This is a genomic window from Haloglycomyces albus DSM 45210, from assembly GCF_000527155.1.
GTDB lineage: Bacteria > Actinomycetota > Actinomycetes > Mycobacteriales > Micromonosporaceae > Haloglycomyces > Haloglycomyces albus.
The window spans coordinates 192,612-211,283 of record NZ_AZUQ01000001.1 but is presented as its reverse complement, the minus strand read 5'-3'; the positions used below and the strand labels follow the sequence as shown (position 1 = coordinate 211,283).

General features: G+C 61.5%; 16 protein-coding genes and 1 pseudogene. 13 read left to right on the top strand and 4 right to left on the bottom strand.

Going from position 1 to position 18,672, the window contains the following annotated elements:
- The first annotated feature begins 131 nt into the window (after window positions 1-131).
- Window positions 132-1,346 carry a murein hydrolase activator EnvC family protein gene (locus HALAL_RS0101070; protein WP_156937544.1) on the top strand — a complete coding sequence of 405 codons (1,215 nt, stop codon included), beginning with the start codon at window positions 132-134 and terminating at the stop codon, window positions 1,344-1,346.
- 51 nt (window positions 1,347-1,397) lie between these two features.
- On the top strand, window positions 1,398-1,910 hold the full coding sequence (gene smpB / locus HALAL_RS0101065; RefSeq protein ID WP_025272219.1) for an SsrA-binding protein SmpB: 513 nt from the start codon (window positions 1,398-1,400) through the stop codon (window positions 1,908-1,910).
- Between the two features lie 6 nt (window positions 1,911-1,916).
- On the opposite strand, the gene trmB is transcribed toward smpB, so the two are convergent.
- The 3 genes from trmB to HALAL_RS17200 form a co-directional block, all read right to left on the bottom strand.
- Window positions 1,917-2,621, bottom strand: a complete 705-nt coding sequence (trmB, locus tag HALAL_RS0101060) for a tRNA (guanosine(46)-N7)-methyltransferase TrmB (RefSeq protein ID WP_025272218.1) — start codon at window positions 2,619-2,621, stop codon at window positions 1,917-1,919.
- Window positions 2,618-3,424, bottom strand: coding sequence for a hypothetical protein (locus HALAL_RS0101055; RefSeq protein ID WP_025272217.1), 807 nt, complete (start codon window positions 3,422-3,424; stop codon window positions 2,618-2,620). Before HALAL_RS0101055 ends, trmB begins: the two co-directional genes overlap by 4 nt.
- 380 nt (window positions 3,425-3,804) lie before the next feature.
- Entirely contained in the window at window positions 3,805-5,823 is a 2,019-nt protein-coding gene (locus HALAL_RS17200) for a serine/threonine protein kinase (RefSeq protein ID WP_025272216.1), read from the bottom strand.
- Window positions 5,824-6,294: 471 nt separating this feature from the next.
- Between HALAL_RS17200 and HALAL_RS17195 the strand changes: the two genes are divergently transcribed.
- The 6 genes and pseudogenes from HALAL_RS17195 to HALAL_RS19255 all read left to right on the top strand — a co-directional run.
- Window positions 6,295-8,652 (top strand): sigma-70 family RNA polymerase sigma factor, encoded by a 2,358-nt coding sequence (locus HALAL_RS17195; RefSeq protein ID WP_025272215.1) that lies wholly within the window; start codon window positions 6,295-6,297, stop codon window positions 8,650-8,652.
- A gap of 69 nt (window positions 8,653-8,721) precedes the next feature.
- Window positions 8,722-9,249 carry a GtrA family protein gene (locus HALAL_RS0101040; RefSeq protein ID WP_025272214.1) on the top strand — a complete coding sequence of 176 codons (528 nt, stop codon included), beginning with the start codon at window positions 8,722-8,724 and terminating at the stop codon, window positions 9,247-9,249.
- A 65-nt stretch (window positions 9,250-9,314) separates the two neighbouring features.
- Window positions 9,315-9,980, top strand: a complete 666-nt coding sequence (gene nucS / locus HALAL_RS0101035) for an endonuclease NucS (RefSeq protein WP_025272213.1) — start codon at window positions 9,315-9,317, stop codon at window positions 9,978-9,980.
- Between the two features lie 83 nt (window positions 9,981-10,063).
- Window positions 10,064-11,149, top strand: coding sequence for a mannose-1-phosphate guanylyltransferase (locus HALAL_RS0101030; RefSeq protein WP_025272212.1), 1,086 nt, complete (start codon window positions 10,064-10,066; stop codon window positions 11,147-11,149).
- Window position 11,150: 1 nt separating this feature from the next.
- Window positions 11,151-11,762 (top strand): hypothetical protein, encoded by a 612-nt coding sequence (locus HALAL_RS0101025; protein ID WP_025272211.1) that lies wholly within the window; start codon window positions 11,151-11,153, stop codon window positions 11,760-11,762.
- 641 nt (window positions 11,763-12,403) lie between these two features.
- Window positions 12,404-12,655, top strand: a pseudogene (locus tag HALAL_RS19255) (WhiB family transcriptional regulator); the annotation flags it as partial.
- 377 nt (window positions 12,656-13,032) lie between these two features.
- On the opposite strand, the gene HALAL_RS0101015 reads toward HALAL_RS19255, so the two are convergent.
- Window positions 13,033-13,461: a metallopeptidase family protein gene (locus HALAL_RS0101015; protein WP_084471795.1), complete on the bottom strand. Its 429-nt coding sequence runs from the start codon at window positions 13,459-13,461 to the stop codon at window positions 13,033-13,035.
- 64 nt (window positions 13,462-13,525) lie between these two features.
- Here HALAL_RS0101015 and HALAL_RS0101010 point away from each other — a divergent pair, with 64 nt between their 5' ends.
- From HALAL_RS0101010 to manA, 5 genes are all read left to right on the top strand, one after another.
- Window positions 13,526-13,921, top strand: a complete 396-nt coding sequence (locus tag HALAL_RS0101010) for a DUF3499 domain-containing protein (protein ID WP_025272208.1) — start codon at window positions 13,526-13,528, stop codon at window positions 13,919-13,921.
- Between the two features lie 31 nt (window positions 13,922-13,952).
- Entirely contained in the window at window positions 13,953-15,344 is a 1,392-nt protein-coding gene (locus HALAL_RS0101005; RefSeq protein WP_051462651.1) for a phosphomannomutase/phosphoglucomutase, read from the top strand.
- Window positions 15,345-15,372: 28 nt separating this feature from the next.
- A complete protein-coding gene (locus HALAL_RS0101000) occupies window positions 15,373-15,564 on the top strand; it encodes a Trm112 family protein (RefSeq protein WP_025272206.1) in 192 nt (63 codons plus the stop codon).
- Between the two features lie 104 nt (window positions 15,565-15,668).
- A complete protein-coding gene (locus tag HALAL_RS0100995) occupies window positions 15,669-16,841 on the top strand; it encodes an SIS domain-containing protein (RefSeq protein WP_025272205.1) in 1,173 nt (390 codons plus the stop codon).
- A gap of 406 nt (window positions 16,842-17,247) precedes the next feature.
- Window positions 17,248-18,402 (top strand): mannose-6-phosphate isomerase, class I, encoded by a 1,155-nt coding sequence (gene manA / locus HALAL_RS0100990; protein ID WP_025272204.1) that lies wholly within the window; start codon window positions 17,248-17,250, stop codon window positions 18,400-18,402.
- Window positions 18,403-18,672 lie beyond the last annotated feature (270 nt).

The window sequence follows — 18,672 nt, the reverse complement described above, 5'->3', positions numbered from 1 at the left end:
TCAGCCTCACGGGGCCGGTGGTTTCCCACATGCCGAGGTGAATAGCAACGTTCGCGCTTTTTCGACAAACTTGGGCAAATACCCGACAGAAACTCTCGCTTGGCCTAGATTTGACGATTGTGAAGGCTTTTGTGGTTTTTTGTTCTGCCGTGGTCATCCTGCTGGCCGGTGAGCCCGCTGTGCCGCAATCGCCGCAGGCTCAACTGGACGCGGTCGAGAAACGCAAGGCCGAAGTGGCCGCGAGCCTGGAAGGCGCCTCCGAAGAGGTCAAAGAGGCGGGGGACGTTCTCGCTCAGACGGAGCTTGCCATCCCCGACGCCGAGGACGAGCTCTCGGACGCTCGAGGGAAGGCGGCCGCCGCCGAGGTTCGAGAGGCCGAGGCTCAGCGTGAGGCGGAAAAGGCCGCCGACGAGTTGGACACGGCGGTCGAGGTGCGTCAGGACGCTCAAGACGCCGTTGACACAGCCCGCGAGGAACGAGCCGATATTCTCAGTGCCACCTACCGTGGAGTGGAACTGTCGACCCTGTCCAGCTCTCTGGAGGCCGAGGAGCTGGGTGACCTGGTCGACCGGCTGAGCTACTTCGACCTCGTTACCGCCAGCAGACAGGACGCGGTCGAAGAGGTCACTTTGAAGCGGACGGAGGCGTCGAACGCCCGTAACCGAGCGTCGCTCGCGGCACAGGCCGCCGAGGACGCCGCCGACGAAGCCGAACGCCTGGCTGATCTGGCCCGGCAGAAACGGGACGCGGCCGAAGACGCCTACAATTCCCTCGTGTCGTTGAAACAGGAGCAGAAGGATGCTCTGGCGACGGCGGAGAAGTACCGCGATGACTTCCAAGATCGTTATGACAAGCTGCAGCGTGAATCGGACGCACTCGCCCGGCAGATTCGTGAGGCCTCGGAACCGAAACAGCCGGATCCTCCGTCGCAGCCGTCCGCGGGCGACGGACGGTTTCTCGTGCCCGTCAACGGCTGGAAATCGTCGAACTACGGTTGGCGCACCCACCCGATGTTCGGAACGAAGACCTACCACGGTGGAGTCGACTTCGCCGCCGGGTCGGGAAGCACCATCTACGCCGCCGGTTCGGGGACGGTCGTCTACGCCGGATGGAACGGCGGCTACGGCCTGCTGACCTGCATCGATCACGGGGGCGGCTTGGCGACCTGTTACGGGCACCAGTCCGATATCCACGTTTCCAGAGGACAGCGGGTGTCCGCCAATGCGCCGATCGGGTCGGTCGGTTCGACCGGTCAGTCCACCGGTCCACACCTGCACTTCGAGGTGCGTCGGCAGGGCAGTCAAGTTGACCCCGTCGGGTACCTGCCCTCCTGCCTCTGCCGATGACGCGGCAAAAGGGATTCGACATCGTTCGCGTGCGACCGTTAAACTTGCCTGGTGTCCAAGAAAAAGAAATCCACAGACAACGGCTTGAAACATGCCGGCCCCGGTCGCAGTGTCATCACGACCAACCGCAAAGCGCGGTACGACTACGACATCCTGGACACCTATGAGGCCGGGCTGGTGCTCTCCGGAACGGAAGTCAAGGCGCTGCGTCAAGGGCGTGGCAACCTCAACGACGCCTTCGGAGAGATTCACAACGGCGAGGCCCGTATCCACAACCTGCACATACAGGAATACGACTACGGTACGTGGACTAATCATCCGCCGCGCCGAATCCGTAAGCTGCTGCTGCATCGCAGCGAGATCGACAAACTTCAGCCCAAACTGGCCGAAGTCGGTCTGACCCTCATTCCCCTGTCGCTGTATTTCAACGACGGATGGGCGAAGGTCGAACTCGGGCTCGCCCGGGGGCGTAAACGACACGACAAGCGTCAGGCCCTCGCCAAACGCGAGGCGGATCGGGAAATCGAGCGGGCGCTCGGACGTGCCGCGAAACGCGGCGGTTAGCCGAATTCAGCCGGTCTTGGTGAACAGCAGATCGAAGATGTCGCGTCCGGCTCCTTGCCCGCGACGTTCGAATTTGGTGACCGGGCGATGGTCGGGTCGTGGGGCGAACCCCGCGTAGTCGTTTTCCAGGCCGTTCGCGGCGGTCATGACTTCCAGCATGTGCTCGGCGTAGTCGGTGATGTCGGTGGCGGTGTGGAGGCGACCGCCGATGCGCAGCAGCTCACGCATGGTCGCGACGTGATCGGGTTGAATGATGCGGCGTTTGTGGTGTCTTTTCTTCGTCCACGGGTCGGGGAAGTAGACCCGGATTTCGTCCAGCGAATTCGGTTCGAGACCCTCCCACAGCAGCGGAAGCGCATCACCGTTGTACACGCGGACGTTGTCGATCCCGCGCTCGTCCGCTCCAATCATCAAATCGGCGACTCCCTGCGGATAGACCTCTACGGCGAGAATGTCGCGCGCCGGGTCCGCCTCCGCCATGGCCAGGGTGGCTTCGCCGTTGCCCGAGCCGATTTCCAGTACGGTGGGAGCATTGCGACCGAACAGTTCCGGCAGATCCAGCCGCCCGTCCTCCGGCGACCAGGCCAGCTCGTAGCGCGGACGGAGCTGTTCGGCCTCATCGTGGCGAGCCTTCTTCCGGCCTTGGCGGAAGTTGAACGTCAGGATGTGGCGGTGTCGCGAAGTCGTGGAGTTCGGGCTGCGGTCTGTCACCGGTCCAGTCTAGCCGGGGTCTCATAGGATCGACCACGGATGCCGTTGCCGGAATCGCGGCGTACTTCACTGCGTGGAGTGTCGGCCATGGTGCCGTCACCGAAAAGGTATGAGCCTCTCTCCTCGACCTCCAGGTCGGGTTCGTCCTCCGGAGGTTCCATTTCGACATCCTCATACGTGGCGTTCTGCTCGGGAACGTAAACATCGTCGAGATCTTCGTCGGCAACCTCGGTGGTGGCGGGTGCCACCCGACTTCGCCGGACGGTACGACGATGCTGGTGCTGGATCCGGATGGCGCGTTGACGCAGGAAGACGACGAAGGCGGCCAGAAGGACGAACGACGTTACCAGCCCGGCCCAGAAGCCGGGGCCGATGACGGCGACTCCGGTGGCCTGCAGCGAATTCAAGGCCAGGAGGATATAGAGGACACGTCGGTGGCGGCCCTGCCACCACAGGCGGCGCCTCGTTTCATTTGTCTCCCAGTCATTCATCTCTTGGCCCTCAGCGTCAGAAGTACGGGGTTCACTCAACCGTACCGAGCGCCCGGCCCTTTTGCCGTGTCGGCTCCACCATGAACGCGTGTCAGTTTTGGGATACGTATCGGTGTCGTGTTCGATTGTTGTGGTGGGAGCGGGTGTTTCCAGTGGTGTTCGAGGGTCGTCTTCGCGATCCAGAACTCGCGCGGGCTGATTGAGTCGATCGGCAAGGAGGCGTTCGTCTTTGTCATAGCGACGCACCAATGCGGGGGTGAGTGCGACGAGGCAGGTGACTGTCAACAGTGCCAACAGTACTGATGCAGGCATGTCCGCACTCCCTTCTGCTTATCGACTTTGCTCCGGTCCAGCCATAGGTCGAACCGCAAAACCGGTGACGTCGCCTCCAACCGTCTACCCGATATGGATAAAGGTATTCAGCATGAGGAATACGTCCCAACGCGCGGACCTACCTAATGAAGATACTGCATGGTGAGTGGCCCTGTTTTTGTAGTTGTGGCTGTTGAGGTTGCCTTTTGTGGCGGCGAAGGTCTCAGGGGCGTGATTGACCAGTACTGATGAGCTCGGCGGCCGGACCGGGAATACAAAGCGTGTACTTCATAGGAAGAAAATTCATTTTAACGTGGCGAATTGAACGCACGGTATCCCCCGGACAGGCGATGTCCGGCGTGTGTGCGGAGTCCTTCGAGTCAGGGGTAATCGCGGTAACAGATCGTATATTCGTATCCGTCGTATTCGCCGTGGCGCCAGGTATACCAACCGTGATTTCCGCACATGCCCTGATCGCCATAGCTTCCCGACCGACCGGTGATGATCGCGTTGGCGCTGGAACAGTTCGAGAAGGTGAAGGACATGTCGTCGCCCGACCCGGTGCGGTACATGCAGTGGTCGACCGAGGCGTAACCCGCGTCGTCCGGGTAGATCATGGAGGTGCAGAGGAGAACGTTGAGCTCGTCCACGCCCGTGGTAAAGGTCTGCCAACCGGTGTAGTACGTTCCCTTGTCACACCGAGAAGTATCGGTGGTCCCCTCGAATCGGTTCAATACCCGAAAAACTCCTGTGCCGCAATCGGTGAGATTTTTCGGTTCGTTTTCTCCCGGGGGGCCGTAAAAGCAATCGTCGGCCTCGGCGTGGTAGGCGTTGCCCGCCGAATGCCGGTAACTCAGGCACAGAGTAAGGTCGTAAGACGAATACGACAGTGAACGGGTGAGATCGGCGGCCCTGTCGCAGCGGGAATGATTGCCGCTTCCGTTGACGACCTTGGCCACTTCGTACATGCCGTCGTCGCAGCTACGCGCGCTCAAATCGGGATCGTCGTAGGTGCCGGTGTTGACAAAGCAGTCTCCTGCCGTGGCCTTTTCGATATCACTGAGTTCAGGCTCGGGCCGTGTGTCGTCGTCTGGGTCGGTATCGTCATCGTTGTCTGCGGGCTGCTTGACTGGAGTTGTCGTGGTAGGGCCGTCGTCGGGGGAATTCGAGTCCGCAGAAGAGTCGTTGAAGTCGGCGTCGGAGAGAAACCACAACAGCAGTACGGCGGCGGCAATGCTGAGAACGATCTTGCCGCCCGTATTCAGCGGATCGCGGGGCGGAGGAGTGGTTTTCTTGTCGTCCGGCTTGTTTGGAGGCGGCGTTTTCGGAGGAGTCGAGGCACCGCCGTCGGCGGAGGCCTTCCGCCGTGAATCGTTCGAACCGGCATGGGACGAGGCGAACTTATGGGTGTCGCCGGGGTTCGCGCCGGCCGTGGGAGCCGTGTATCGGCCCTTGGCGTAATTCGGCGCGGTGGGGCCACCGGGGCGCTTGCTCGTGCCTTGTGCTCGGCGCCGCAAATAGTCGGCTTGGGTTTTCTGGCGCCGAGTCAACGAGCTGACGCGGTCCGGCCAGGACCCCTGCGCCATGGGGAGTCGTTGAAGTTGGGTGAGCAGTTCCGCTGGAGACGGTCTATTGGCGGGATCGCCCTCCAAACACGGACGTATCACGGTCGACAGCCGTTTCGGCACGTCCGAGAAATCGGGGTCGTTCTGTGCGATGGCGAACATGGTTTGGATCGCACCGCCGTCGCGCAGAAAGGGGTTGCGTCCAGTGCCGGCCTCGAACAGGATCGTTCCGAGGGAAAAGACATCGCTCTGGGGAGACAAACGATCGCCGATGGCCTGTTCGGGAGACATGTACGCCGCGGTGCCGACTCGTTGATTGGTCTGCGTCAAAGTGGAGTAGGTGTGCGATTCAGTGGCGCGAGCGATGCCCAGGTCAAGGACTTTGAGTCCGTCTTCGGTCAGTAGAATGTTCGAGGGTTTGAGGTCGCGGTGGATCACGTCCGCGGCATGAATCGTCTCCAATGCTTGAGCCAAGCCGGTGGCCAGGGACATCCACGCGCCATCGCGTAGGGGTTTTCCGGACAGGATGTCGAGAAGGGTTGGGCCGTAGAAGAATTCCGAGGCGAGCCAGGGAATACGAGCCTCGGCGTCGGAATCCAACACCGCCGCGGTGTGCGCACTGTCGTTGACTTTCTGGGAATTGGATACTTCACGTCGAAAACGGTGGCGAAATTCCTTGTCCTCCAGATATTCCTCGCGGACCACCTTGAGAGCGACGAGCGTGCCGTCGGGGTTTGATCCTAGGTAGACCATTCCCATGCCGCCCTTGCCTATTCGTCCTAGAACCGCATAGTCGCCCAGGTACCTCGGGTCGGAATTGTGACGTGCCTCCACCGGGCCACCCCCTATGCCCCCGATCTCACTCCGGTAGGCAAGAATCAGAAATCGCTAATATTTGTATCTTAATAAGGTATCGCCACCCCTTCACGTTTCAATAGTGTTGGCGGATGGAACGATCGAGGTCTATGAACCCCGCAACCAAAGCCCGGCCACATCGTTAAGGAACACAGATGCTCGTTGCTGAACGGCATTGGCGAACGGCAACGACTGGCGAGGTAGCAGGCTTCGCATAGAGTGCAGATATGCGAAGCCCGAAATGATCGGTTGGCTGAGACGACGAACTCGGTTCCCCCGTCGTGATCTGGGATATTTCCTCCGGTAGCACGAAGTCCCACGACGATTCGGGTGAATCACACTGGAACAGGTGACAGGCGAGGTCGTCGCATCCCGGCAGCCCCATCATCGCCGTGTCCAGTGGTCACAGACCAGCCATGCCGCCGGTTGGACCCAGAGGAAAGGAAAACAGTGGAACAGGCCACGTCCGAGCCCCACTCCCACACCCCCGACGTCGAAACATCCGATCCGGAACTGATCAAAGCCACCCGCGACGGCGATACGGGCGCCTACGCTCAGCTCTACGAACGCCACTACATTGCGGCGAACCGACTGGCCCGCATCCTCACCTCGGACGCGGCCACCGCCGACGACCTGGTATCGGAAACCTTCGCGAAGATCCTCCAAGCGATGCAGGAAGGCAAGGGCCCCGACCTTTCCTTCCGCCCCTATCTCCTCCGCAGCATGCGCAACGTCTTTTACGACCGCCTGCGCAAAGACAAGAAGGTCACGTTCACCGACGACGCGGCGGTCCTCGAATCCGGGGAAACCCAAGACGACGCGACCGTAGCGAAAATGGACCGACGCTACGCCTCCAATGCCTTCAGCAAACTTCCTGAACGCTGGCAAATGGTCCTGTGGCACACCGAAGTGGAAAACGACTCTCCCGCCTCCATCGCCCCATTGCTGGGAATGACGGCCAACGGGGTCGCGGCGCTCGCGTATCGTGCGCGTGAACGCCTGCGGCAGTTGTTTCTCCAAGAGCACATAGCCGACTCTCCTGACGCGCAATGTCATTGGACGGTGGAACGCCTGGGCGCTCACGTCCGGGGCCGCCTCGCCACCCGTGAGTCGCAGAAGGTCGACAACCATCTGAACGAATGCGCCGCATGTAAGATCCTGGTCGTCGAGTTGGCCGAAGTGAACTCCTCGTTGCGCGGCGTGCTGGCTCCGATCATGCTGGGTGCGGTCGCCGCCCCCTATCTGGGAGCGAGTTCGGCCGCGGCGGCGGGAACGGCCTTCGGCGGTGTTCTGGCAGTCCTGTGGTCGCCGTTCAAAGCAGTGGGTAACTGGGTGCGGCGGCTCTTCCAACAATTGGGCACCAAGGGGTCCATTGCCGCCGGGACGGCCACCGCCGTGGTCGCCGGGGCCATCATGGTCGCCATGAACCAAGACGAACCGGAGGACGAGCCGGAGCCGCCTCCCGCCGCGCAGGAGCCGCCCGACTCACCGCCCGCCGAAGAGGAGGATGAGCCGGAAGAGGAATCCCCGGCCGATGATCCCCCTCCTCCGCCCGCCGACGAGCCGGAGGAAGAGGACGACCCTCCGGAAGAGGAACCCGACCCGAAGGAGCCGGAACCGGATCCGGTACCGGTCGCTATCAGCCACAGCCTGGGCGAGAGTGGACTGCGCGCCGGAGGAACCAACGAACTTCCGATCAGCCTGCGCGGACCGGAGGCCGGCGAAGAGGGGGCGACGGTTTCCCTCGCGGCCGATTTCCCCGAGGGGATCACCTTGGCGGACGAAGAGACGCCGGAAGGTTGGGAGTGTGCGGAGACCGAACAGGGTGCCGAATGTGAGAGCCCGGAGGACTTCGATTATCTGGTGACGCTCATGATCGACATTCCGCCGACCGTAACCGGATATCAGACCTTCGTCATAGAGACGACGGGAGCGGTCAGCGGTACCGAAGAGCTGCGTATCGCCATTGCCCCACAAGGCAGTTCCGCACTGTTCGCCACGACCGAAGCCAGCGGCGTGGACTCGATCGGAAACACGTGGATGTCGTGTCGACCCTTCAATTGCGTGGAGAAGACCCAGAACGGACACGGCGACAAATGGCCCATGGGAGCGTACCGGTATCGCCTGGGCGATCCGGTGGCACCGTTCCCGCTGCTGGGACACTCCATGTCCGGGGCGGCGATGCCGCTACCGGAGGGTGCCGAGATCGTGCGAGCGGAATTGTACTGGGGGAGCGTGGAACAGGCTCCGCAATCGGTCCGCCTCTGGGATGGTTCGCAATGGGCTACCGTCGACGCCACCGGGATCGCACAATCCCAACACGGTTCGCAGGCTCACGCCGACGTCACTCATCTGGTGTCGCCGGACCGCGAGGTCTGGGCCGCGTCCAACCGGGCCGATCTTCCCAGCGCCAAATGCGGCAAATGCGACCTGAGATGGGCCGGTTGGGGAATGACCGTCATATACCGCGCCCCGGGGGAACCGGACCGGGAGATAGCGCTGTACGACATCGGCTCCCCGGCCGATTACGAGTTGAGTCTGCCGGCCGGAGAAACCACGGTCGCCTACACCGTCTGGGGCGGGTCTTCCTATAACCACGATTTGACCTGGTTCGTCGGAGAGGACGCACGACCTTCACCGTGCATGTCCCGTGCGCGGGGCGCGTTGAACGGTGACGGCTGGTATACCTTCGGCGTCGATACCGGACGGCAGGAGTTCACCCTTGACGGAAGCGAGGATATGCGCTTCCACCAGGCTAAACCACCTGTATTGCTAGGTATGGTGGCGGTAGCGAGCGAGCCCGACTAAAGTGGAGGCGTCCACGGTGCCGGTCGTGGCGTCACACCGGCACGCCCACGCCGCAACCTGAGGAACGACATGTCGCACAGCTCCACCCCTGTTCGCTGCGATGACGACGAACAGGTGGACCCGAGCTCACAGCGGCCCATCGGGCTCATACGGCGGCTCTACGACAGGTTCGGAGAGTTGGTTCGCTTCCTCAGCGTGGGAGGAACGGCCTTTCTCGTGGACGTCGGGCTCTTCAACGTGTTCCTGATCGGCTTCGAATGGAACTCGGGAGTCGCCAAGACCGTTTCGATGATCATCGCGACCACCGGGGCGTTCCTGGGGAACCGCTACTGGACCTGGCGGCACAACCTGGCGGAATCGGAAACCTCACGACAGGCGGCCGGCCAGTACTTTCTATACTTCTTTTTCAACGGCATCGGCCTGCTGATCTCGTTGCTCTGCCTCTGGGCCAACTTCGGCCTGGCGATGGTCTGGCCGAGCCACTTCGACACCGTCCTGGCCAAAAACATCGCCGCCAACGTCGTGGGGGTCGCCCTGGCGTCCGGGTTCCGCTTCTACGCCTATCGCACATGGGTGTTCAGCCCCAAACGAGCGTGAACGGCGTGATCACCTCACCACCGCGCCTTCGTTAATCACCGAGGCTCTTCCGTACAATTCTCCGCATGCGTTTGATTGTCGCCCGTTGCTCGGTGGACTACACCGGCCGACTCGCCGCCCATCTCCCCATGGCCAAACGGCTCATCATGTGTAAGGGGGACGGAAGTGTGCTCATCCACTCCGATGGAGGTTCGTACAAGCCGCTCAACTGGATGACTCCACCCTGCACGATCCAGGAGGACGATGAGGTGTGGACGGTGACGTCCAAGAAATCGGGAGATCGGTTGACCATACGCATCGAAGAAATCTTCGAAGACGTCACGCACGACCTTGGTGTCGATCCCGGGCTGCAGAAAGACGGTGTCGAAGCACACCTGCAGAAGCTGCTGGCGGCGGACACCACCCCGCTCGGCGACGGTTGGAGTCTGGTGCGACGGGAATATCCGACCGCCATCGGCCCGGTGGACCTCATGTGTCGTGATGACGGCGGCGCACACGTGGCGGTGGAGATCAAACGACGCGGTGAGATCGACGGAGTGGAACAGTTGACGAGGTACCTCGAACTGTTGAATCGGGATCCGCTCCTACGGCCGGTCACCGGAGTCTTCGCCGCTCAGATCATCAAGCCACAGGCCCGGGTCCTGGCGGAGGATCGAGGTATCCGCTGCGTCGTGCTCGACTACGACGACATGCGCGGGGCCGAAGACGAAAATCAGCCGCGACTCTTCTAGCACAATCGATCCGACACCGGCGGATGGTGACGTAGCGGAGGGAGTGCGACGAAAGCACGGCAGGCAATCGCTAGACTGGAAGTATGTTGCATGCGGTTGTTCCTGCCGGCGGGTCCGGTACCCGTCTCTGGCCCCTGTCGCGGTCACAGCGACCGAAATTTCTACTGCCGTTGACCGGTTCCGACCAGTCCCTGCTTCAGTCAACCGTAGAGCGTCTGGGGCGATTGTCGGCGGTCGACCACACCTATGTGGTCACCGGGTCGGCGCATGCGGTGGACGTTGCCCGACAGCTTCCGCAGGTTCCCGGCGACAACATCCTCGTCGAGCCGTCCCCCCGGGATTCCGCGGCAGCGATTTCGCTGGCCGCCGCCGTCATCGCCGAGCGTGATCCCAAGGCCATCATGGGGTCGTTCGCCGCCGATCACCTCGTGCCCGACCATGAGGCGTTCGCTCAGACGGTGGAGAAGGCCATGGACCTGGCCGATCAAGGATTTCTCATGACGATCGGCATCACCCCCAGCGGACCCGACACCGGGCTGGGGTATCTGCGCATCGGCGACAACATCGGACCCGGTTATAAGCTTGATGCTTTCGTCGAGAAACCCGATCAGGTGTCTGCCGTGGAATACGTCAATTCAGGCCAATACCTATGGAACGCCGGTATGTTCACCTGGCGTGTGGACGTCTTCCTGGACCAATTGGCCAAACGTAAACCGCAACTGCATCAGACGGTACGGAGACTGGCGGAAGCCTGGGACTCGCCACAGCGAGAGTCGCTGTTCTCGCAACTATGGCCGACGTTGGAAAAAATCTCCGTCGACTACGCCGTCATGGAACCGGCAGCGGCCGAGAGCATGGTAGGGGTCGTGCCCGGGCGTTTCTCTTGGGACGACGTCGGTGATTTCGACACCTTGGGAAAGGTGATCAAGGGCGACGGTCTCGGCAATGTCGTCCTCAACTCCGGTTCCGGCCCGGAACCCCTTCTCAACGAATCCAAACGCAATGTCGTCGTATCGGCCGGCGATCGATTGATCGCCACGATCGGCGTCGACGATGCGATCGTGGTGGACACCGACGACGCCGTCCTGGTGGCTCCACGAGATCGAGCTCAAGAGGTCAAACTTGTGGTGGAGGAACTGAAATCCAAGGGTAGGAACGATTTGGTTTAGCATGGCCCACACCGACGAGGACAAACACCGAAGATTCGGCCGCCGCTCGACTCAAGCGCTTGTTGCGGTGCTGTTGCTGGCCGCTCCCGCTCTGATCGTTTCCGCCGGCATGCAGTGGTTGTATGCGGTCGGAACTGATCCCCGCGACACCGTTCTCGCGCGAGCGGCTCAAATCGGTTTCTCGGACGATTCCCCTGAGATCCTGTTCAGCGCCCTACCCTTGTTGGCCCCGGCGGTAGCGGTGTACTTGAGACCGACTCTGCGAGTGCGAAAGATCGCCAAATGGTGCTATGCCGCGTATTTGGCCCTGGGAATTCCCTTGGCGGCGTCGGCGGCGCTGTACGGTTTCGACGCGGACACACAGTTGGCCGACACGGGCAAAGTGTGGATCCACTCCGGCGACGCCGCCTGGACTCTGGTCGTGCAATCGGCGTATCTTCTGGTGGCTCTGAGCCTCTGGGTATGGGTCACGTCCCGGCGCATCTCCGATAACAGCGGTCACAGCGAAGCCTCGTTAACAGCGAAGCCATCGCGCCTCGACTATCTTCCACCTTTAGTGGGTATTGCCCAAATTGTTACTTTGCGCTATCGTTTGGTGTCATCGTGTCATTGACCGTGAATGTCCGTTGTGGCATGAGATCCAGCCCGTGCCGCAGGTGGGGCGGGCCTTCAGTGGCGCTGGATCAAGGTGTAGGTCCGTGTCGAGCTCGTCTCTGTGAGGGAGGCGCAACGACCGCTTCGAATAACAAGTGAACGGTCGACGGTCTTTTGAGTGGGGCTCGTGTCCATCGATGGGGTCAATGGACCGGATGGACATCTCAAGGTGGGGGCGTGACCAACCGGCGACTCGGTCGTTGACATATAGAGGAAGGAGAACCGCGTAGCGCGCGACGAACCGACACAGGCCAAACGGAAGTGGTGCTGGATAGGAATCCAGAATGTGCCATACATAGATGTATGACATCGCTATGGATCGGCCCGTCGGTTCTCAGACGCGACGGTATCCCAGGTCGTACGCGTATACAACTGAGCGGCAACGGAAGAACCATATACAAGGCACAGTCCGACGTCACCCGCGGGACAGCGGTGGGGATCGAGCGTTGTAGACGGCGCAGCAGTGTGAGAGCAGCGCGATCGTCGGCAGTGGCCTAAGAGTCAGCAGGCTCGTCTCAATGAGGTTCGTCGTCCGCGGCACGATCGTGGTTCCCGCAGTAGCGCATCGGTTTTTCGGTGCAATAACAGGAGGCGGAGCGTATGGAAAGTCGGGATTACCTATCGGAGCTATTGGGCACCCTACAAGGTTGGCAGACGCGTGCCCTCTGCGCACAGACGGACCCGGAGGCATTCTTTCCGGAGAAGGGTGGTTCCACCCGTGATGCTAAACGCATCTGTGCACGCTGTGAAGTGCGCACTGATTGTTTGCAGTACGCCCTGGAACACGATGAGCGATTTGGAATCTGGGGTGGACTGTCCGAACGTGAACGTCGCAAAATCAAGCGTCAAGCACGTGAAGTGGCGCGTATGAGGGGAGACCGGTTCCGTCCCTTGGTGATTTCCGGATCCACTCCCATGATCAACCCCGAAATAGGTTCGCAAAGCATCAATGCCAACCGGATTGTTCCGCAACCGCACTATGAATCGGTGATCACGGAATTCGATAACCATGTTTCGCGACAGGACGGAGTCGGCGAGCCGACCGTTCCCGTTGAGGATCAGCGAATACCAGTAGGCGTATAAACGGTTGACCTGTGCTACCACGCTCCCACGGAGTCCGAGCGTTGCACGGTCGAGAGCACTGCGGTTGTGGGTTAGTACCTACGGCCGCAGTGCTTTGCGTTGAGCGCCGGACGTTGCGACGGCCGCGAACGTTTCCCCGGCCCCGTTCAGTCCATTTCGTCCGGGCTGATTCCGAGGAGGCCGGACAGTTGTTCGGCCAGAACGGACTGTATGAGAAGTTCCTTTTCGGCAAGCGAGGCGGATCGCATTTCAATCGGCCGCCGATAAAGGACGATGCGCGGGGCAGCGGCGACGGTCCCCGGCTGGGCGGGAAAAAGTCGGGCCAAAGGGACGCCTGCGTCCTCCACTATGTCGGCGTCAAAGGGAGTGACTTCCGGCGGAATGTCCGCCACCGCGAACTCAATGTGACGAAGACTACTGACTTCTGTATTGAGACTGGCGGAAACCTGGTGCTCGATTCGGGTCACCACTGCCATGGCCAATTCGTCGAAGTACTGACGCGATGTCTTTCGAGCAGGCAGAACACTTGGCATTAGCGGGCCACGCAAACCGCGCCCATGTCGATCCCTAAGCATAAATCTAGGGTAAACCGCCGGAATCGAAACACCGAGTGTCGGCCAATAGTGGTAGTTTCGTCATGTGAGGTCGGATCGTCGTTGTTCCCGAAACGGTTGTCGCCAGCCGGCGGTGGCTACGTTGACGTATGTCTATGCGGATTCCACGGCAGTGGTGGGCCCACTTGCCACTGCCCGCGAGCCGCACAGCTATGACCTTTGCTCTCTACATGCCGGTCGATTGACCGCTCCGCGCGGATGGGAACTGGTTCGGCACAAGGGAGACCATAACGCCCCGATGCCTAGCGACGATGATTTGGTCGCATTGGCGAACGCCGTTCGTGAAGCGGCGAACAACGAACCTGAGACCATGGAGGACGGCGAGACCGACGACGCTGGAGCTCCACGGTCAAAACGTGGGGATACGACCACTCGCGGCCATTTGAGGGTGGTCCAAGCTGAGGACGATTCTCGCCGTTGACCGTCAACCGCTTGAGCCGAGAGGGCAAACCGTGACAGTGCACCACAGCGATGCCGAAGAACTGCAGAAAATCGTCAAGGCCTATGACATCCGGGGCCTGGTGGACAGCCAGCTGACTCCGCGTGTCCTCGAGGCGTTGGGCTGTGCGTCGGCGGAAGTCACCGGATTGTCCAACTGGGCGGTCGGCCACGATATGCGTGCCTCCAGCCCCGAACTCGCAGAGGCCTTCGCCCGTGGGGTCAATCGGGCCGGAGGCGATGTCGCACACGCCGGTCTGTGCGCGACCGACATGCTGTATTTCATTTCCGGCAGCTACGACCTGGCCGGTGCGATGCTTACCGCCAGCCATAACCCGGCCTCGTACAACGGTCTCAAAATGTGTCTACCCGGTGCCAAGCCGATCAGTATGACCTCGGGTCTGGCCGACATCCGCGATCGGGCGATGGAACTGCTCGATGGAGCCGAATGGCCCGATCAGGGCGGCGAACTGTTGAAACGCGAATATCTCCCGGAATACGCCAACTACCTACGTGATCTGGTAGATCTCAGCGGAATGCGGCCGCTCAAGGTGGTCGTCGACGCGGGAAACGGGATGGCTGGATACACCGTCCCGGCCGTCCTAGGGGACGAGTACCTGTCGCCGTTGCCGATCACCGTCGATCCGCTCTATTTTGAACTTGACGGTACCTTCCCCAATCACGAAGCCAATCCACTCGACCCGGCCAACCTGGTCGACCTGCAGAAGCGAGTACGTTCGACCGACGCCGACCTGGGACTTGCCTTCGACGGGGACGCCGACCGGTGTTTCGTGGTCGACGCCGACGGTGAACCCGTCTCCCCGTCTGCCATTACGGCGCTCGTTGCGCAACGTCAACTGCGTGAGCAGCCCGGAGCCACGATCGTGCACAACCTGATCACCAGCCGCGCCGTTCCCGAAATCATCGCCGAAAACGGTGGAAACGCAGTGCGCACCCGAGTGGGGCATTCGTACATAAAGGCCACGATGGCCGAAAACGATGCGCTGTTCGGCGGTGAACACTCCGCGCACTATTACTTCAAGGGATTCTGGTACGCCGACACGGGCATGCTGGCCGCTCTACACGTGCTGGCGGCACTGGGATATGGAGACCGTCCACTGTCCGACTTGGCGGCGGACTTCGAACGGTATATCGCCAGCGGTGAGATCAACTCCACCGTCACCGATCCGAACGAAAAGCTGGAAGAGTTGCAGCAGATTTACGGCACCAAATGCGATGTGGACCTGGATTTCCTGGATGGATTGACCATTGCCTACAAGGACGGCACTTGGGCCAATATCCGGCCCTCCAACACCGAACCGTTGCTGCGCCTGAACGTCGAAGGCCCGAGCCTTGAAACGATGCAACGAATCCGGGACGAAATTTTGACCCACATCCGAGCCTAGAGCGGCTCCGAATAGCGAAGGACACGCCATGCCAGACGAGAAACTGCCAGCCATCCTCTTCGAACTCCTCCGCTGCCCAGCCGATATGGCCAAACTGGATTACGACGAGGAGAACAACGCCCTCGTCTGCACCGAGTGCGGCACTTCCTACCCTGTGGAAGACAACATCCCCGACATGTTGACCACCGACGAAGACCAGGGCACGACCGACGACGGCTAGACGGGCCGTGCCGTCCGGACCTGGCAAGGCGTGACGATGCCGGGGCTGTTGAAATCCCGGTCGAAGATACGTGGACAACCGCAAGAGCAATCCGAGGAGGAGAGATGGCCGGCGAAAAGATCACTGGGGACGCACACGCCGACGAAGACCGTCTGGAAGGCAACCTGGAAGAACAAAGTCAACTCGGCGGACCGCTGTGGGCACTGGCGAACGCGGGACCGAACCTGCGGGAGTCCGCAGCGCTCAGCGCGGAAGCGGATCTGTCCGAACTCGCTCGGGACGGACGGCCGCGGGCGGTCGTTCTCGCCGGTGTCGGGACCGCGGCCCGAACCGGTGACATTCTCTCCACGGTAGCCGGACCACGGTGTCCGGTGCCGATCGTTCCCCACCGTTCGGCCGGAATTCCCGGTTGGGTCGGTGCGGGGGACGTGGTGTTGGCCGTCAGTGGATCAGGGCATTCTCCCGAAGCTCTGGCCGCAGCCGAAGCGGCCGCTCGGCGCGGAGCACGCCTGGTGGCGATCGGGGCACCGGACTCCGAACTGCAAGCCGTCGCGGAACGGGCACGCGCGCCGTTCGTAGCGGTTCCCCGTCGAGCTCCGGCACTACAGAGCCTGTGGGCCTTGGCGATACCGGTGCTACTGGCGGGACGCGCCCTCGGTCTGGTGCCGGTGACCGAAGCCGACATCGCCGAGACCGCACAGCGGCTGGACGACGACGCCGAACGCTGCCGTCCCGATGCGGACTCCTTTGTGAATCCCGCCAAGGAAATGGCCATGAACCTGTCCGGCACCATTCCGGTCGTGTGGGGATCCAGCCCGCTGGCGGGAGTGGCGGCATGGCGGTTCGGCGACATGCTTGCGGCGAACGCCCGCTATCCGGTCGTGGCAGGCGAGCTCGCCGAAGCGGGTCGCGGTCGAGTCGGCCTCCTCGACGGCCCGTTCGGGTCCCTCCTCGAACGCGATATCTTCGCCGATGAAGACGACGCCGCCGCTCGCCTGCGACTGATCGTATTGCGCGACGACGGTTTGGAAGGCGACGACACCATCCCGAAACCGGACACACGGCGTGCCGACGCGATCGTGGATTTGGCGCAACAGCGTAACCTCCCGGTCACCGTGGTGAACGCGGAAGGCGGATGTGCTCTGGAACGGTTGGCCTCCTTGATCGCTATACCCGACTTCACCTCGATTTACTTGGCCTTCGCCCACGGTTTCGACCCCATGAAGGTTCCCGCTGTGGCCGAGATGAAAGACATAGTGGTACAGCGTGGTGAATAACCGCCATGGCAGGGATCACTCGAGCCATGTGACCGGTGATTCCTGCCCGGGAGCACGATGACACGAGTGTGAGCGGCACCGTAGTCGGTGCGGTAGACATGTCGCGGCACCGGGTAGGGTGGCGCGATATCGTTGACGCATGTGGTCAGGCGGCCTATGGGGGCGTCACAAGGTGCCTGGCGTGGCCCTCGGCTTTACGACGAGGCTCCGCCTTTCTCGACGACCAGTGTGCGTCGAGTAGAGTATGGAGCCGAATATGGATGCGTCACAGCGCGGAACGTAATCCGGGTGGATATCCGCCGTTCATGTTCGATGGACGAGAATTGGAACAATCTGACCGCACAGCGCCCCGCATATTGCGGACACAAATGTTCTCAACGGGAAAGATGACAGAAGGGGAGTCGGCGTGCAGGAACTGGAAGGCGTCATCCGCAATTACGCCTGGGGATCGCAAGTTGATATTGCTCGGATGCAGGGGCGTGCGTATCCCACCGAACTTCCTGAAGCCGAAGAGTGGTTTGGAGCGCACCCGACCGCTCCGTCGTTCCTAGCCGACGGGCGCTCCCTGGACACGGCCGTGAAAATCGACCCTAAGCCAATGCTGGGGGACGAGGTTCTCAACCGCTACGGAGCGCGAGTGCCGTTCATGATGAAACTGTTGGCGGCCGCACGTCCCCTCTCCCTGCAAGCGCACCCGAACGCGCGCCAGGCGCACGCCGGTTACGTACGCGAACGTCGCATGGGAGTGGATTTCTCCTCCCGAAACTACGTGGATTCGAACCATAAACCCGAACTGCTGGTCGCCCTGAGCGAATTCCGAGCTCTCTGCGGATTCCGCGATCCGCTGGAAGCGGCTCGCGATGTGGAGTCCCTGGAAGTCGAAGGTCTCAAAGACCTCGCACAACTGCTTCGCAGTGGAGAAGGGTCCCTGCGGCGAGCCGTCTCCCACGTCCTCACGACCGACCTGGGCGACCACAACACCCTGGTCGACCAGGCGGCGAAAGCGGCGGGAGGACGAACGGAACCAGAGTTCGAAATGCTGGTCGAACTTGCCAAGACCTACCCGAACGACCCCGGAGTATTGGTCAGTCTCCTCCTCAACCACCTGGTGCTGAGCCCCGGCGAGGCGGTCTACATGCCGGCGGGAAACATGCACGCCTATCTGCGCGGTTTCGGAGTGGAGATCATGGCCGCCAGTGACAATGTGCTTCGCGGGGGACTGACGGGTAAGAAGGTCGACGTACCCGAACTACTGCGCGTCCTCGACTTCCGCGCGATGACCGATCCGCTACAACCTCACGAGGACGACGGTCCCGTTCGCACCTGGCCCGTCCCCGTCGACGATTTTCAGCTGCACCGCGTCACCTTGTCCGGAAACGAAGTCACCATCGACCTACCGGGACCACGTATCCTTCTCGCCGTCGAAGGAGCCGTACAGGGCATCGACAAGGACGGCGAAGAACAACTACGCGCCGGCCAGGCCGCGTTCTCCCGAGCCGAATCAGGACCAATGTCACTAGGTGGTACAGGCACCATCTTCGTTGCGCATGTTGGTGGGTGACCGCTCAGCTTGCCCCAGGCACTCCATATTTGCGTTGTGGGGGATTCTCACGACCTGGAGGTCGCGACGAATCCTCCTCGCGCAAATCTGAAGTACCTGGAACAACCTGAGCTCGTCTCCAGCTCTACCGCCGCGTCGCACTTTCAGTGCTAGCGGCTCGACAGTTGGCTCGTCCCTGGGGATGGAGTGACGGCAGCTCTTTAGGGAGCACAGGCAGCTCTACCGCCGTTGCACACGCGCCTACGGCTCGCTGGTTAGTCTTCCTGGGTG

Coding starts and splice junctions, on each gene's coding strand:
- HALAL_RS0101055 (WP_025272217.1), bottom strand. CDS start 3,424: ATGCCTGCATCAGTACTGTTGGCACTGTTGACAGTCACCTGCCTCGTC.
- HALAL_RS0101040 (WP_025272214.1), top strand. CDS start 8,722: ATGTCGCACAGCTCCACCCCTGTTCGCTGCGATGACGACGAACAGGTG.
- nucS (WP_025272213.1), top strand. CDS start 9,315: ATGCGTTTGATTGTCGCCCGTTGCTCGGTGGACTACACCGGCCGACTC.
- HALAL_RS0101030 (WP_025272212.1), top strand. CDS start 10,064: ATGTTGCATGCGGTTGTTCCTGCCGGCGGGTCCGGTACCCGTCTCTGG.
- HALAL_RS0101025 (WP_025272211.1), top strand. CDS start 11,151: ATGGCCCACACCGACGAGGACAAACACCGAAGATTCGGCCGCCGCTCG.
- HALAL_RS0101015 (WP_084471795.1), bottom strand. CDS start 13,461: ATGCTTAGGGATCGACATGGGCGCGGTTTGCGTGGCCCGCTAATGCCA.
- HALAL_RS0101000 (WP_025272206.1), top strand. CDS start 15,373: ATGCCAGACGAGAAACTGCCAGCCATCCTCTTCGAACTCCTCCGCTGC.
- HALAL_RS0100995 (WP_025272205.1), top strand. CDS start 15,669: ATGGCCGGCGAAAAGATCACTGGGGACGCACACGCCGACGAAGACCGT.